Origin of the sequence: Kitasatospora sp. MAP12-44 (genome assembly GCF_029892095.1) — a bacterium.
Taxonomy (GTDB): domain Bacteria; phylum Actinomycetota; class Actinomycetes; order Streptomycetales; family Streptomycetaceae; genus Kitasatospora.
In genome coordinates this window covers 7,823,341-7,839,051 of record NZ_JARZAE010000004.1, presented here as the reverse complement: position 1 = coordinate 7,839,051, position 15,711 = coordinate 7,823,341, and the positions used below count along the sequence as shown (strand labels likewise).

The window sequence follows — 15,711 nt, the reverse complement described above, 5'->3', positions numbered from 1 at the left end:
GTTGGTGCCGCTCAGGCCGAAGGAGGAGACGCCCGCGCGGCGCGGTCGCCCGGTCTGCGGCCAGTCGATCCGCTCGGTCAGCAGGTCGATCGCGCCGGCCGTCCAGTCCACGTGCGAGGACGGCTCGTCCACGTGCAGGGTCTGCGGCAGCACGCCGTGCCGCATCGCCATCACCATCTTGATGACGCTGGCGACGCCGGAGGCCATCTGGGTGTGGCCGATGTTGGACTTGACCGAGCCCAGCAGCAGCGGACGGCCCTGCGAGCGGTCCTGCCCATAGGTCGCCAGCAGCGCCTGGGCCTCGATCGGGTCGCCCAGCCTGGTTCCGGTGCCGTGGCCCTCCACCGCGTCGACCTCGGCGGCGGCCAGACCCGCGTTGGCGAGCGCCTGGCGGATCACCCGCTGCTGCGAGGGGCCGTTGGGCGCGGTCAGCCCGTTGGAGGCGCCGTCCTGGTTGACCGCGCTGCCGCGCACCACGGCCAGCACCGGGTGCCCGTTGCGCAACGCGTCGGAGAGCCGCTCCACCAGCACCAGGCCGACGCCCTCGGCCAGGCTCATGCCGTCGGCCGCCTCGGCGTACGCCTTGCAGCGCCCGTCGACGGCCATCGCGCGCTGCCGGCTGAAGCCGACGAAGGCGTTGGGTGTGGCCATCACGCTGACTCCGCCGGCCAGGGCCAGCGAACTCTCGCCGTTGCGCAGCGACTGGCAGGCCAGGTGCAGCGCGACCAGCGAGGAGGAGCAGGCGGTGTCCAGCGTGACGGCCGGGCCCTCGAAACCGAAGGTGTAGGAGAGTCGACCGGAGAGCACGCTGGAGATGGTGCCGGTGATCAGGTGGCCCTCGGCGCCGTCCTGGCCGGCTCCGCCCGAGGTGTAGTCCTGGTAGCTGGCGCCGATGAAGGCGCCGGTCCGGCTGCCGCGCAGGGTGGCGGGGTCGATCCCGGCGCGCTCCATCGCCTCCCAGGAGGTCTCGAGCAGCATCCGCTGCTGCGGGTCCATCGAGAGCGCCTCGCGCGGCGATATGCCGAAGAAGGCGGCGTCGAAGTCGGCGGCGCCGTGCAGGAATCCGCCGCGGGTGGAGTAGGTGCGGCCCGGGCGGTCCGGGTCCGGGTCGTAGAGGCCCTCGGCGTCCCAGCCGCGGTCGAGTGGGAAGTCGGAGATGGCATCGCCGCCGGCCGCGACCAGCCGCCAGAGGGCGTCGGGCGAGTCCACTCCGCCCGGGTAGCGGCAGCTCATCGCGATGATGGCGATCGGGTCGTCGTCCACGGCGGAGCCGGCCGGGGAGCTGACGGACGGGCCGCTCTCCTGCGGCGCGCCGCCGACCTGGCCGCGCAGGAAGCGGACCAGCGCGAGCGGGTTGGGGTAGTCGAAGACCATCGTGCTGGGCAGGCTCAGCCCGGTCACGGTGGAGAGCCGGTTGCGCAGGTCCACGGCGGTCAGCGAGTCGAAACCGACGTCACGGAAGGCCCGTTGCTCGGAGAGCGTCTCGGGCGAGGCGTGGCCCAGCACGATGGCCGCCTCCGCGCGGACCAGGTCCAGCAGCACCCGGTCCTGCTCGACGATCGGGAGTTTGGCCAGCCGGGTGACGAACTCACCGTCGGAGGAGGGCCGTTCGGCCGCCGCTTCGAGCTGCCGCACCTCGGGGACCTGCTCGAAGAGCGCGGTGGGCCGTCCGGAGGTGAAGACCGGGTGGTAGCGGTCCCACTCGATGTCGGCGATCGACAGCACCTGCTCGTCGCTGTCCAGCGCCTGGCGCAACCCAGCCAGCGCCAGCTGCGGTTGCATGAAGAGCAGGCCGCTGCGGCGGATCGCCGACGGGTCGACCCGGCCGAGCTTCAGGTCGTCCGACCAGATGCCCCAGGAGACCGAGAGCGCGTGCGCACCGCGCGAACGGCGGTGCTCGGCCAGCGCGTTGAGGTAGGCGTTGGCGGCCACGTAGGCGGCGTGCCGGCCGCTGCCCCAGAGCCCGGCGGTGGAGGAGTACAGGACGAAGGCGTCCACCTCCTCGTCGTCGAGCAGTTCGTCCAGAATCTGTGCACCGGCGACCTTCGCGTGCACGACCTTGGCGAAGCCCTCGGGGCTGCTCTCCTCGATCGGGGCGAGTTCGATGACGGCGGCGGTGTGCGCGACGCCGCGCACCGGGTGCCCCTCGGCCCGCAGGCGGTCCAACAGGGCCGCGACGGCCTCGCGGTCGGTGATGTCGCAGGCCACGGCAGTTGCCCGGCAGCCGAGTTCGGCGAGCTCGGCGATCAGCTCGCCGATCCCGGGGGCGTCCGCGCCCCGACGGCTGGTGAGCACGATGTGCTCAGCGCCCTGCTCGGCCAGCCAGCGGGCCAGGTGCGGCGCGAGGGTGCCGGTGCCGCCGGTCACCAGGGTACTGCCGCGCGGCATCCAACTACCCCTGGTGGCCGGGGCCTTGGGGGCGCGAACGACGCGGCGGGCGAGCACGCCGGAGGGGCGGATCGCGAGCTGGTCCTCGCCGCTGGTGCCCGCCAGCACGGCGGCCAGGCGCTCGGCGCCGCGCCGGTCCAGGATCTCGGGCAGGTCCACCAGACCGCCCCAGCGCTGCGGGTGTTCCAGCGCCGCCGTCCAGCCCAGGCCGTGGATCTGCGCCTGCACGGGACGGGTGAGCCGGTCGGCGCGGCCGGTGGAGACCGCGCCGCGGGTCAGGCACCACAGCGGCGCCTCGACACCCGCGCCACCGAGCGCCTGGATCAGCGCGAGGGTCAGCGCCAGGCCGCCGGAGAGCGCCGGGTGCAGCGCACTGGGCGCCTCGTCGGCGGCCAACAGCGAGAGGACGCCGGCGAGTTCACCGATGCCGTCCAACTCGGCGAGGCGGACTGACAGCGTCGTGCGGTCGGCGCAGGCATCGTCCAGCACCAGCTCGCGGACGTCGGCGCCGTGCGCGGTCAGGGTGTGGGTGATGTCAGCGTGCTCGCCCGCGTGCCGCTCGTCCGTGACGAGCAGCCAGCTGCCGGTCAGGGCGGCCGGGGCCTGGGCACCGAGCGGCGTCCAGGTGGCCCGGTAGCGCCAGGAGTCGACGGTGGAGCGGTCGCGCCGTCGACGTCGCCAGTCGGAGAGGGCCGGCAGCACGGGGGCCAGCGAGGAGCCGTCGAGCCGCAGGTCGGCGGCCAGGGTGGCAAGGTCCTCGCGCTCGACGGCGGTCCAGAACTCCTGGTCCGCGGGGTCGGTGCCGCCGTCCTTGGGCCGCTCGGGGATCGCCCAGAGGTGCTCGCGCTGGAAGGCGTAGCCGGGCAGGTCCACCCGGCGCGCGCCGGTGCCGGCGAAGACCGGCGTCCAGTCGGTCCGCACGCCCTGCACGAAGGCCTCGGCGAGCGAGGCCAGAAAACGCTCGGTGCCGCCGATGTCACGCCGCAGCGTGCCGACCACCGCGGCCCGATGGCCGCTCTCCTCGACCGTCGCGCGCACCGTCATGGTCAGCACCGGGTGCGGGCTGACCTCGACGAACACCCGGTGCTCCTGGGCGAGCAGTTCGCGCATGGTGGGGTCGAACTGCACGGTCTGGCGCAGGTTCCGGTACCAGTACGCGGCGTCCAGCCCTGTGGTGTCCAGCAGTTGGCCGGTCACCGTCGAGTAGAACGGCACCTCGGCGGCGCGCGGACGAACCGGGGCGAGCACCGTGAGCAACTCGTCCTCCAGCAGCTCCACCTGCGCGGAGTGCGAGGCGTAGTCCACCGGAATCCGCCGGGCGCGGACGTCCTGGGCGGCGAGGTCCTCGATGAAGGCGTCCAGCAGCTTGGGCGCACCCGCGACCACCACGGTCTGCGGGCCGTTGACGGCTGCGATCGAGATCTCCCCGCCCAGCGTCGCGAGGCGCTCCTCGGTCTCGGCGGCCGACAGCGGCACCGAGACCATGCCGCCGGAGCCGGCCAGCACCCGGCCGATCGCCTGGCTGCGCAGCGCCACCACCCGGGCGGCGTCCTGGAGCGTGAGGGCGCCGGCCACCGCGGCCGCGGCGATCTCGCCCTGCGAGTGGCCGAGCACGGCGTCCGGGCGGATGCCGTGCGACTGCCACAGCCGCGCCAGCGAGACCATCACCGCGAAGGTGGCGGGCTGGACGACGTCGACGCGCTCCAGCGTGGGCGCGCCCTCGACCTGGCGCAGCACGTCGGTCAGCGACCAGTCGACGTGCGGCGACAGAGCGGCGGCACACTCCTCGATGGACGAGGCGAAGACCGCCGACTCGTCCAGCAGGCGGGCTCCCATGCCGGCCCACTGCGAGCCCTGGCCGGGGAAGACGAAGACGGTCCGGCCGTCGATCTCGGCCACGCCCTGGACCAGGCCGCCCGATGAGCGGCCGGCAGCGAGCGCGGCGAGTTCGGCGCGCGGCGCCTGGCCGTCGGCGCCCAGCAGCACGGCCCGATGTTCGAGCAGCGCGCGGGAGGTGACCAGCGAGTGGCCGATGTCGACCGGGCGCTGATCGGGCTCGGCGTCCAGCTGGGCGGCCAGGCGCTCGGCCTGGGCGCGCAGCGCGCCGGGCGTCCGAGCCGAGAGCACCCACGGGACGGTCGCGATCGGCTCGGCGACAGCGACGGCAGCGACGTCGAGCGCAGGCGCCTCTTCGAGCACGACATGCGCGTTGGTGCCGCTGATGCCGAAGGCGGAGACGGCAGCTCGGCGGGTGCGCTCGCCCGGCGACCACGCCCGTGGCTCGCTCAGCAGCGAGACCGTGCCGGGCGTCCAGTCGATGTGCGCGGACGGCTGCGCGCAGTGCAGCGTGCGCGGCAGGGTGGCGTGTTGCAGGGCCAGCACCATCTTGATCACGCCGGCCACACCGGCGGCCGACTGGGTGTGGCCGATGTTCGACTTCACCGAGCCCAGCAGCAGCGGGCGCTGCGGGTCCCGGTCGCGGCCGTAGACGGCCTGCAGGGCCTGCGCCTCGATCGGGTCGCCCAGCGCCGTTCCGGTGCCGTGCGCCTCGACGGCGTCGATGTCGCCGGTGGCGAGCCCGGCGTTGCTCAGCGCCTGGCGGATGACGCGCTGCTGGGAGGGGCCGTTGGGGGCGGTGAGCCCGTTGGAGGCGCCGTCCTGGTTGATCGCCGAGCCGCGCACCACGGCCAGGATGCGGTGGCCGTTGCGGTGCGCGTCGGAGAGCCGCTCCAGGACCAGCACGCCGGTGCCCTCGGCGAGCGTCATGCCGTCGGCTGCGTCCGAGAACGGCTTGCAGCGGCCGTCGGCGGCCAGCGCCCGCTGGCGGCTGAAGGCGATGAAGGAGGCCGGGTTGGTCATCACCGTCGCGCCACCGGCCAGCGCCAGCGAGGTCTCGCCGTTGCGCAGCGACTGGCAGGCCAGGTGCAGGGCCACCAGCGAGGAGGAGCAGGCGGTGTCGACCGTGACGGCCGGGCCCTCGAGGCCGAAGAGGTAGGCCAGGCGCCCGGAGAGCACGCTCGGGCTGGTGCCGGTCACGGCATGCCCGGCCGAGCCGTCCTCCATGCCGAGCCCGTACTCCTGGTAGGTGGAGCCGATGAAGGTGCCGGTAGCGCTGCCGTGCACGGTGGTCGGGTCCAGGCCCGCCGACTCGAAGGCCTCCCAGGTGGTCTCGAGCAGCAGGCGCTGCTGCGGGTCCATCGAGAGCGCCTCGCGCGGCGAGATGCCGAAGAAGCCGGGGTCGAACTCGCCCGCGTCGTGCAGGAATCCGCCCTGGGTGGAGTACGTGCGCCCGGGGGCGTCGGGGTCGGCGTCGTAGAGGCCGGTGTCCCAGCCGCGGTTGACCGGGAAGTCGGAGATCGCGTCGACGCCCTGCTCGATCAACTCCCAGTACTGCTGGGGCGATCGGACGCCGCCGGGGAAGCGGCAGCTCATGCCGACGATGGCGATCGGCTCGTCGAAGCGGCCCGCGGCGGCGGCCGGGGTGGGCGCCGACTCGTCGGCGGCGCCCAGGATCTGGCCGAGCAGGTAGCCGGCCAGCGCGACCGGCGTCGGGTAGTCGAAGGCCATCGTGGTCGGCAGCGCCAGGCCGGTCAGGGTGACCAGGCGCTTGCGCAGCTCGACGGCGGTCAGCGAGTCGAAGCCGGCGTCGCGGAAGGCGCGGGTCGGCGGCACGCCGTCGGCGGAGGTGTGCCCCAGCACGACGGCCGCCTCGCGGCGGACCAGGTCGACCAGTACGCGCTCGCGCTCGCCCTCGGCCAGGCCCAGCAGGCGCCGGACGAACTCCGAGACGGCTGCCTCGCCCGCCTCGCCGGCCCGCGCGAGTTCGCGTACCTCGGGGAGTTCGGCGAAGAGCACGCTCGGGCGCGAGGAGGTGAAGACCGGGACGTAGCGCGCCCAGTCGACGTCGGCGACCGTGACGGTCACCTCGCGCTGCACGAGGGCGCGGCGCAGCTCGGCGAGCGCGGTCTCGGGCGCCAGGAAGCGCAGGCCCTGGCGCAACAGGGCCTCGGAGACCGCCTCGTGGGTGGCCATGCCTGCCTCGGCCCACGGGCCCCAGGCCAGCGAGGTGGCGGCCAGGCCGCGTGCGTGGCGGTGCTCGGCGAGGGCGTCGAGGTAGGCGTTGGCGGCGCCGTAGGCGCTCTGCCCCGCGCTGCCCCAGACGCCCGCGACGGAGGAGAACAGGACGAAGAAGTCCAGCTCCCGCTCGGCCAGAGCTGCGTCCAGGTGGGCCGCGCCCGCCATCTTCGCCGCCGTCAGCTCGGCGAACTCCTCCAGCGAGGTGGCGGCAAGCGGTGCGGCCTGGCCGACGCCGGCGGCGTGCACCACACCGGTCAGCGGGTAGTCGTCCTCGACGGTGGCGAGCAGCGCGGCCAGTGCGTCGCGGTCGCCGAGGTCGCAGGCCACGATCGTCGTACGGGTACCCAACTCGGCCAGCTCGTCCGCGAGTTCACGGGCGCCGGGGGCGTCCGGGCCGCGCCGGCTGGTGAGCACCAGGTGCTGGGCGCCGGCCCGGGCCAACCAGCGGGCCACCTCGGCGCCCAGCGCGCCGGTGCCGCCGGTGACCAGGACGGTGCCGGTGGCGGTGAACTCGGCGGCCGCGGGCAGCTCGGCACCCGGGTCGCGCACCAACCGCCGGCCGAGCACGGCCGAGCCGCGCAGCGCGAGCTGGTCCTCGGTGCCCTCGCCGGCCGGCGCCGCCAGGGCGCTGACCAGCCGTTGGACGGCCGGGGCGTCGAGCACCGACGGCAGGTCGAGCAGGCCGCTCCAGGCCTGCGGACGCTCCAGCGCCGTGACCCGTCCCAGGCCCCAGGCGGCGGCCTGGACGGGGTTGACGAGCGGGTCGGCCGCGCCGGTGGAGACGGCGCCGCGGGTGAGCGTCCAGAGCGGTGCGGCGAGCGCGAGGTCGCTCAGGGCCTGGGCGAGCAGGACGCTGAGCGCAAGGCCCGTCGGCAGCGCTTCGGCGCCCAGCACCGGCCCATCGCCCAGCGCCAACAGCGAGAGCACACCGGCGAGTTCACCAGCGGCGGCAATCTGCTCGGCGACCTCGGCGCGGTCCCGGCACCCCGGGTCCAGCACCAGGCGCTCGAGGCGGGCGCCGTGGCCGCGCAGCGCGTCCAGGAGTTCGGCGTCCTCGGTGCCCTGCGCGCTGACCACCAGCCAGGTCCCGTCCAGCACCGGCGCCGCGCTCGCGCGCACCGGCTGCCACTGCACCCGCAGGCGGGCCGCGTCCAGCACGCTCTTCTCGTGCCGCTGGCGGCGCCAGTCGGCGAGCGCGGGGAGCAGTGCGTAGAGGTTGGCGTGCTGTTCGTCGCGCAGGCCGAGCAGGGCGGCCAGTTCGGCCGCGTCCCCGCGCTCGACGGCGCCCCACAGCTCGGCGTCGGCCGGATCGGCCGCCGCACTGCCGAGAGCGGCCGAGGTCTGCGGCCAGTAACGCTCGCGCTGGAAGGCGTAGGTGGGCAGGTCGACGCCGCGTGCGGGCGTCCCGGCGTAGTACGCCGTCCAGTCCACCGCGATCCCGCGCACATGCAGGCGGGCCAGCGCGGTGGCGGCGGTGCGCTCCTCGGCGCGGTCGGCGCGCAGCAGCGGGACGAGGTCGGCGCCGTCGTCGTCGCCCAGGGTGTCCTGGGCGAGCGCGGACAGTACGCCGTCCGGCCCGATCTCCAGGAAGGTGGCCGCGCCGAGGGCGCGCGCGGTGCGCACGGCGTCGGCGAAGCGGACGGTGCGGCGCACGTGCTCGACCCAGTAGTCGGGGGTGCACAGCTCGGCGTCAGTGGCCAGGTCGCCGGTGAGCGCGGAGACCAGCGGGATCCGGGGCTGCTGGAAGCGCAGGCCGGTGACGACCCGGCGGAACTCCTCCAGCATCGGGTCCATCAGCGGCGAGTGGAAGGCGTGGCTCACCCGCAGCCGCTTGGTCTTGCGCCCCTCGGCAGCGAACTCCTGGGCGATGCGCAGGACTTCGTCCTCGTCCCCGGCGATCACCACAGCGTGTGGGCCGTTCACGGCGGCCACCGAGACCCGCTCGGTCAGCCGAGACAGCACCTCCGCCTCGGCGGCCTGCAGCGAGACCATGGCGCCGCCGGCCGGCAGCGCCTGCATCAGGCGGGCCCGGGCGAGCACCAGGGTGCAGGCGTCCGGCAGGCTCAGCACACCGGCAGCGTGCGCGGCGGCGATCTCGCCGACCGAGTGGCCGAGCAGCTGGTCGGGCCGCACGCCCCAGGACTCGACGAGCCTGAAGAGCGCGACCTCGATCGCGAAGAGCGCGGGCTGCGCCCAGCCGGTCTGGTCGAGCAGCTCGGCTTCGGGCGTGCCCTCGGCGGCGAACAGCACCTCGCGCAGCGACCGGTCCAGACCGTCGTCCAGCCGGCGCAGCGTCTCGTCCAGCGCCTGGGCGAACACCGGGAAGCGGGCGGCGAGTTCGCGGCCCATCCCGACGCGCTGGGAGCCCTGTCCGGCGAAGAGCAGGGCAAGGCGGCCCGCTCCGCCGCTCTCGCCCTCGGTGAGCGCGGCATCGCCCTCGCCGGTGGCCAGTGCGGTCAGCGCCCGCAGCAGGTCGGCCCGGTCGCCGACCAGCACGGCGCGCTGCTCGAAGCCCGAGCGGGTGGTGGCCAGCGCCCGGCCGACCTCGGCCGCGTCCAGCTCGGGACGGGCCTCGACGAAGGAGCGCAGCCGGGCCGCCTGGTCGCGCAGCGCCGCCCGGGTACGGCCGGAGACCGGCCAGGCGACCACGACGGGCGCCGCCTGCTCGGCGGCGGCCCGCTCGGCCGGGGCCTCGGGGGCCTGTTCGAGGATCACATGCGCGTTGGTGCCGCTGAAGCCGAACGAGGAGACACCGGCCCGGCGCGGGCGGCCCGTCTCGGGCCAGTGCGCCTGTTCGGCGAGCAGCTCGACCGCGCCCGCCTCCCAGTCCACGTACGAGGAGGGCTGGTCGGCGTGCAGGGTGCGCGGGACGACGCCGTGCCGCATCGCCAGCACCATCTTGATCACCCCGGCGACGCCGGCGGCGGCCTGGGTGTGGCCGATGTTGGACTTGACCGAGCCGAGCAGCAGCGGACGCTCCGGGTCGCGTTCCTGACCGTACGTCGCCAGCAGCGCCTGGGCCTCGATCGGGTCGCCGAGCGTGGTGCCGGTGCCGTGGCCCTCGACCACGTCGATGTCGGTGGTGGAGAGCCCGGCGCCGGACAGCGCCTGCTGGATCACCCGCTGCTGCGAGGGGCCGTTGGGAGCGGTGAGGCCGTTGGAGGCGCCGTCCTGGTTGACCGCCGAGCCGCGCACCACGGCGAGCACGCGGTGGCCGCCTCGGCGCGCGTCGGAGAGCCGCTCCAGGACCAGGACGCCGACGCCCTCCGACCAGCCGACGCCGTCCGCGCCGTCGCCGTAGGCCTTGCAGCGGCCGTCCGGGGACAGGCCGCGCTGGCGGGAGAACTCGATCAGCGAGGTCGGGGTGGACATCACGGTGACGCCGCCGGCCAGCGCCAGCGAGCACTCGCCCGCGCGCAGCGCCTGCATCGCCCAGTGCATCGCGACCAGCGAGGAGGAGCACGCGGTGTCGACGGTGACCGCCGGGCCCTCCAGGCCGAGCGTGTAGGAGACCCGGCCGGAGGCGATGCTCGGCGAGGTGCCGCTGCCCTGGTGGCCCTCGAACTCCCCGCCGGTCAGCAGCGCCGAGTAGTCGTTGTACATCACACCGGCGAAGACGCCGGTCCGGCTGCCGCGCAGCGAGCGGGGGTCGATCCCGGCCCGCTCGATCGCCTCCCAGGAGGCCTCAAGCAGCAGGCGCTGCTGCGCGTCGGTGGCCAGCGCCTCGCGCGGGCTCATGCCGAAGAACGCCGGGTCGAACTCGGCTGCCTCGTGCAGGAATCCGCCATAGCGGGTGTAGGCGGTGCCGAGGTGGTCCGGGTCCGGGTCGTAGAGGTGCTCCAGGTCCCAGCCGCGGTCGGTGGGCAGGCCGGAGATCGCGTCGGTGCCCTCGCTCACCAGCCGCCACAGGTCCTCGGGCGAGGCCACGCCGCCGGGGTAGCGGCAGCTCATGCCGACGATCACGATCGGGTCGTCGGCGGTGCGGGCCGTCGCAGCCACGACGGCGCCCTGGAGGCTTTCGGCGCCCAGGAGTTCGTCCAGCACGTGGGCGGCCAGCTCGGTGACCGTCGGGTAGTCGAAGATCACGGTGGCCGAGGTCCGCAGGCCGGTGACCGTCCGAAGGCGGTTGCGCAGCTCGACGGCGGTGAGCGAGTCGAAGCCGAGGTCCTGGAACCGGCGCAGCGGGTCGACGTCCGCCGGGCCCGCGTGCCGCAGAACCGCGGCCACCTGGATCCGGATCAGCTCGACGACCGCGTCCGTGCGGGCTGCTCCCTCCAGCCGGGAGAGCCGCTGGGCCAGGCCGGCCGCGGCCTCGGAGCCGGCCACCACCGAGCGGCGGACGGGGGTGCGGATCAGGCCGCGCAGCAGCGGTGGCACCTCGCCCCGGGCGCGCAGCACCGGCAGATCGAGGCGGACCGGCAGCAGGGCGGGGGTGCCCAGCGCGAGCGCGGCGTCGAAGAGCGCGAGGCCGTCCTGCTCTTCGAGCGCCGGGGTGCCCAGCGCGGCCAGCCGTTCGAGTTCGCCGTCGGAGAGGCCGGCGGTCATCCCGCCCTCCGTGCCGGAGAGGGCCCACGGGCCCCAGCCGAGCGACTGGCCGGGCAGGCCGGCGGCGCGGCGCAGCCGCACCAGCGCGTCCACGAAGGCGTTGGCGGCCGCGTAGTTGCCCTGGCCGGGCGCACCGACCGTGCCCACGAGCGAGGAGAAGACCACGAAGGCGGCCAACTCCAGCCCCTCGGTGGCCCGGTGCAGGTTCTGCACGGCGTCGGCCTTGGGCCGCAGCACCGCGTCGATCCGCTCCGGCGTCAGCGACTCGATCACGCCGTCGTCGAGAACGCCGGCCGTGTGCACCACCGCCGTCAGCGGGTGCTCGGCCGGCAGTGCGGCGAGCAGGCGGTCGACGGCGGCGCGGTCGGCGGCGTCGCACGCCTCGATCGCGACATTGGCGCCCAACGCCCTCAGCTCCTCGGCCAGTTGCTCGGCCCCCTCGGCCGCCGGGCCGCGCCGGCCGGCCAGCAGCAGGTGGCGCACGCCGCGCTCGGTGACCAGGTGACGGGCCAGCACCCGGCCGAGCCCGCCGGTGCCGCCGGTGATCAGGACGGTGCCCTCGGGGTTCCAGGGCGCCGTGGTGACGGTGTCGGCCTCGGCGCGGATCCGGGCGAGCCGGGCGACCAGCACCTCGCCGCCGCGGACGGCCGTCTGCGGCTCGTCGGCGCGCAGGGCCTTCAGCGGAACCTCAGTGGAGTTCGGGTCCAGGTCGAGCAGGCCGAAGCGGCCCGGGTGCTCCGCCTGCGCCGAGCGCACCAGGCCCCAGACGGCGGCGGCCGCCGGGTCGGTGACCTCCGCTCCCCCGGCTGCGACGGCGCCGCGCGTGACGAAGACCAGCCGCGCCTCGGCGGACTCGTCCGCCAGGTGGGCGTGCAGCTGCCCGAGGACGCGGGCGGTCAGCAGGTGCGCGGCGGCGGCCGGGTCCAGGTCGGGGGCGCCGGTGACGGGGACGAGCAGGGCCGTCTGCTGCGCGTCGGCCGCCGGTTCGGGCAGCGCGAGGGCGAACGGGTCCTCGCCGAGGACGGCGACCGCCTGCGGCTCGCTCTCGGCGCCGCCGCGCAGCCGGCTCCAGGCAAGTTCGAACATCGCGTCCCGGGCGAGCCCGGCGGCGGACGGCTGCTGGTCCGCCGCCGCGCGCAGCACGAGCGAGCCGACCGAGGCGACCGCGCCACCCGCGGTGTCGGCGACGGTCACGGCGACGGCGTCGTCGCCGACCGGCGCCAGCCGGACCCGGACGGACGTCGCGCCGCTCGCGTGCAGGCTGACGTCCTGCCAGGCGAACGGGAGGCCGCCGCGCACATGGTCGCCGAGATCCAGGAAGGCCGAGGCGTGCAGGGTGGCGTCCAGCAGCGCGGGGTGGAGGCCGAAGGCGCCCGCCTCGGAGGCGGCGGTCTGCGCCAGCGCCACCTCGGCGAAGACCTCCTCGCCCCGGCGCCAGGCGGCGCGCAGGCCCTGGAACACCGGCCCGTAGCCGAAGCCGGTACCGGCCAGCCGCTCGTACAGGCCCTCCAGGTCCAGCACCCGGGAGCCCTCCGGCGGCCACACGCCGGCGGTGAACTCCTCGAAGGCCGCGCGGTGTTCGCCGCTCGCCAGGATGCCGCCGGCGTGCTGCGTCCAGGGCTGTTCCTCGGCCGCGTCGGGGCGCGAGTGGATGCTCAGGGTGCGCCGGCCGGCCTCGTCGGCGCTGCCGAGCCACACCTGCACCTGGACGCCGCCCTGCTCGGGCAGCACCAGCGGCGCGGCGAGCGTCAGCTCCTCGACCCGGTCGCAGCCGACCTCGTCGCCCGCGTGCACGGCCAGTTCCAGGAACGCGGTGCCCGGGAGCAGCACGGCGCCGCGCACCGCGTGCTCGGCGAGCCAGGGGTGCGTCTGCACGGAGAGCCGACCGGTCAGCAGCAGGCCGTCGGAGTTGGCCAGCGAGACGGCCGCCGCCAGCAACGGGTGGTGCGCGGCCCCGAGACCGGCCGCGCGGACGTCACCGGCCCGGCCGGGCAGGTTCTTCGGCCAGAAGCGGCGGTGCTGGAACGCGTACGTCGGCAGGTCCACCCGGCGCGCGCCGAGGCCCGCGAAGTACTGCTTCCACTGCACGGGGACACCGCGCACGTGCAGACCGGCCACGGCCTGCGTGAGGGTCGCACTCTCGCCCCGGCCCGGACGCAGCACGGGCAGCGCGGCCGCGTCCTCCACGCAGCCCTGCACCAGGGCGGAGAGGACGCCGTCCGGGCCCAGCTCCAGGAAGGCCCCGGTGCCGTGCCCGCTCAGCCAGTCGACGGCGTCGGCGAACCGGACGGTCTCCCGGGCGTGGTCCACCCAGTAGGCAGCGGAGGTCAGTTGCTCGACGGTGGCGGGCACGCCGGTGAGCGTCGACACCACCGGGATCACCGGTGCCTGCGGCGACAGCGCCGCCACGACGGCACGGAACTCGTCGAGCATCGGCTCCATCAGCGGCGAGTGGAAGGCATGGCTCACCCGCAGCTGCTTGGTCTCGCGCCCCAGCTCGGTGAAGTGCCGGGCGACCTCGGCCGTCTCGCCCGCCGCGCCCGCGATCACCACGGCACCGGGGCCGTTCACGGCGGCGATCGAGACCCGGTGGCGCCGGCCCTCGACCAGCGGCATGACCTCGGCCTCGCTCGCCCGCAGCGCGACCATCTCGCCGCCGGCGGGCAGCGCCTGCATCAGCCGCCCACGCGCCAGCACCAGCGTCGCGGCATCGGCGAGCGAGAAGACCCCGGCGACGTGCGCGGCGGCGATCTCGCCGATCGAGTGCCCGGCCAGGAAGTCCGGCCGCACGCCCCAGGACTCGACGAGGCGGAAGAGCGCGACCTCGATCGCGAAGAGCGCGGGCTGCGCGTATCCGGTCTGGTGGAGCAGCTCGGCTTCGGGCGTGCCCTCGGCGGCGAACAGCACCTCGCGCAGCGGCAGGTCGAGCCCGGCGTCGAGGTGCCCGAGCACCTCCTCCAGCACCCGCGCGAACACCGGGAAGCGGTCGGCCAGTTCACGGCCCATGCCGATCCGCTGGGAGCCCTGTCCGGCGAACAGGAAGGCGAGCTTGGCCCGCCCCTGGACGGTGCCGCGCACCAGGCCGTCGGCGGGCCCCTCCTCCATGACGGCGGTGAGGGCCGCGACGACCCGCTCCCGGCTCTCGGCGGTGACCACCGCGCGGTGCTCCAGGCTGGAGCGGCTGGTGGCAAGCGAGAAGGCCAGGTCGGCCGGGTCGGCCGCCGGGTCGGCGTCCAGCAGCGCGAGCAGGCGGGCGGCCTGGGCGCGCAGGGCGCCAGGGGTGCGGCCGGAGACCAGCCAGGGCAGCACGTCCGCGTCGACGGCCGCAGACGTCGGCTCCTGCGGCTCGGCGGGGGCCTGCTCGATGATCGCGTGCGCGTTGGTGCCGCTCAGGCCGAACGAGGAGACGCCAGCCCGGCGCGGCTCGCCGCGCTCGGGCCAGTCCGTCTGCTCGGTGAGCAGACGGACCGCACCGGCCGTCCAGTCCACGTGCGTGGACGGCGCGTCCACGTGCAGCGTCTTCGGCAGGACGCCGTGCCGCATCGCCATGACCATCTTGATGATGCCCGCCACACCGGCCGCCGCCTGGGTGTGGCTGATGTTGGACTTGACCGACCCCAGCAGCAGCGGACGCTGCGGGTCCCGGCCGCGCCCATAGGTTGCCAGCAGCGCCTGGGCCTCGACGGGGTCGCCGAGCGTGGTGCCGGTGCCGTGCGCCTCGACCACGTCGACCTGGTCGGCCGAGAGCCGCGCGTTGACCAGCGCCTGCTCGATCACCCGCTGCTGCGAGGGGCCGTTGGGCGCGGTCAGCCCGTTGGAGGCGCCGTCCTGGTTGACGGCGGTGCCCCGGACCACGGCCAGCACCCGGTGCCCGTTGCGCCGGGCCTCCGAGAGCCGCTCCAGCACGAGCACGCCGACGCCCTCGGCCCAGCCGGTGCCGTTGGCCGCGTCGGCGAAGGACCGGCAGCGCCCGTCCGAGGCGAGACCGCCCTGCCGGGCGAACTCGACGAAGGTGGTCGGGCTGGACATCACCGTCACCCCGCCGGCCAGCGCCAGCGAGCACTCGCCGGCGCGCAGCGACTGGGCGGCCAGGTGCAGCGCCACCAGGGAGGAGGAGCAGGCGGTGTCCACCGTCACGGCGGGCCCGACGGTCCCGAAGAAGTAGGAGAGGCGGCCCGAGATGATGCTGGTGGCGTTGCCGGTCAGCACGAAGCCCTGGACGTCGTCCTCGGGACCCGTCCGGTAGTCCTGCGGCATCGCGCCGACGAAGACACCGGTCCTGGTGCCGCGCACTGTCGCGGGGTCGATGCCCGCACCCTCGAAGGCCTCCCAGGCAGACTCCAGCAGCACGCGCTGCTGCGGGTCCATGGAGAGGGCCTCGCGCGGCGAGATGCCGAAGAAGTCCGGGTCGAACTGCGAGGCGTCGTGCAGGAATCCGCCGGAGATCCCGGTCGGGCCGTCCTCGGCGGCGAGGTCCCAGCCGCGGTCCGCCGGGAAGCCGGTGATCCCGTCCTCGCCGTTGACAAGCATGGTCCAGAGGTCGTCCGGCCCGCTCACCCCGCCCGGGTAGCGGCAGCTCATGCCCACGATGGCGATCGGCTCGCTCGCGGCCGCCTCCAACTCGTTGACCCGCTGCCGGGAGCGCTGAAGGTCGGCGCCGGCCCGCTTGAGGTAGTCCCGGAGCTTCTGTTCCTTGTCCAT

The 15,711-nt window shown here is 75.2% G+C and carries 1 protein-coding gene (only partly in view); it reads right to left on the bottom strand.

Annotation, left to right across the window (positions count from 1 at the left end; genetic code table 11):
• On the bottom strand, positions 1 to 15,711 hold the 5' portion of the coding sequence (locus P3T34_RS35655) for a type I polyketide synthase (RefSeq protein WP_280670358.1). Its footprint begins 12,657 nt before the window's first position; only the first 15,711 of its 28,368 coding nucleotides appear in the window; it begins with the start codon at positions 15,709 to 15,711; the stop codon falls past the left edge of the window.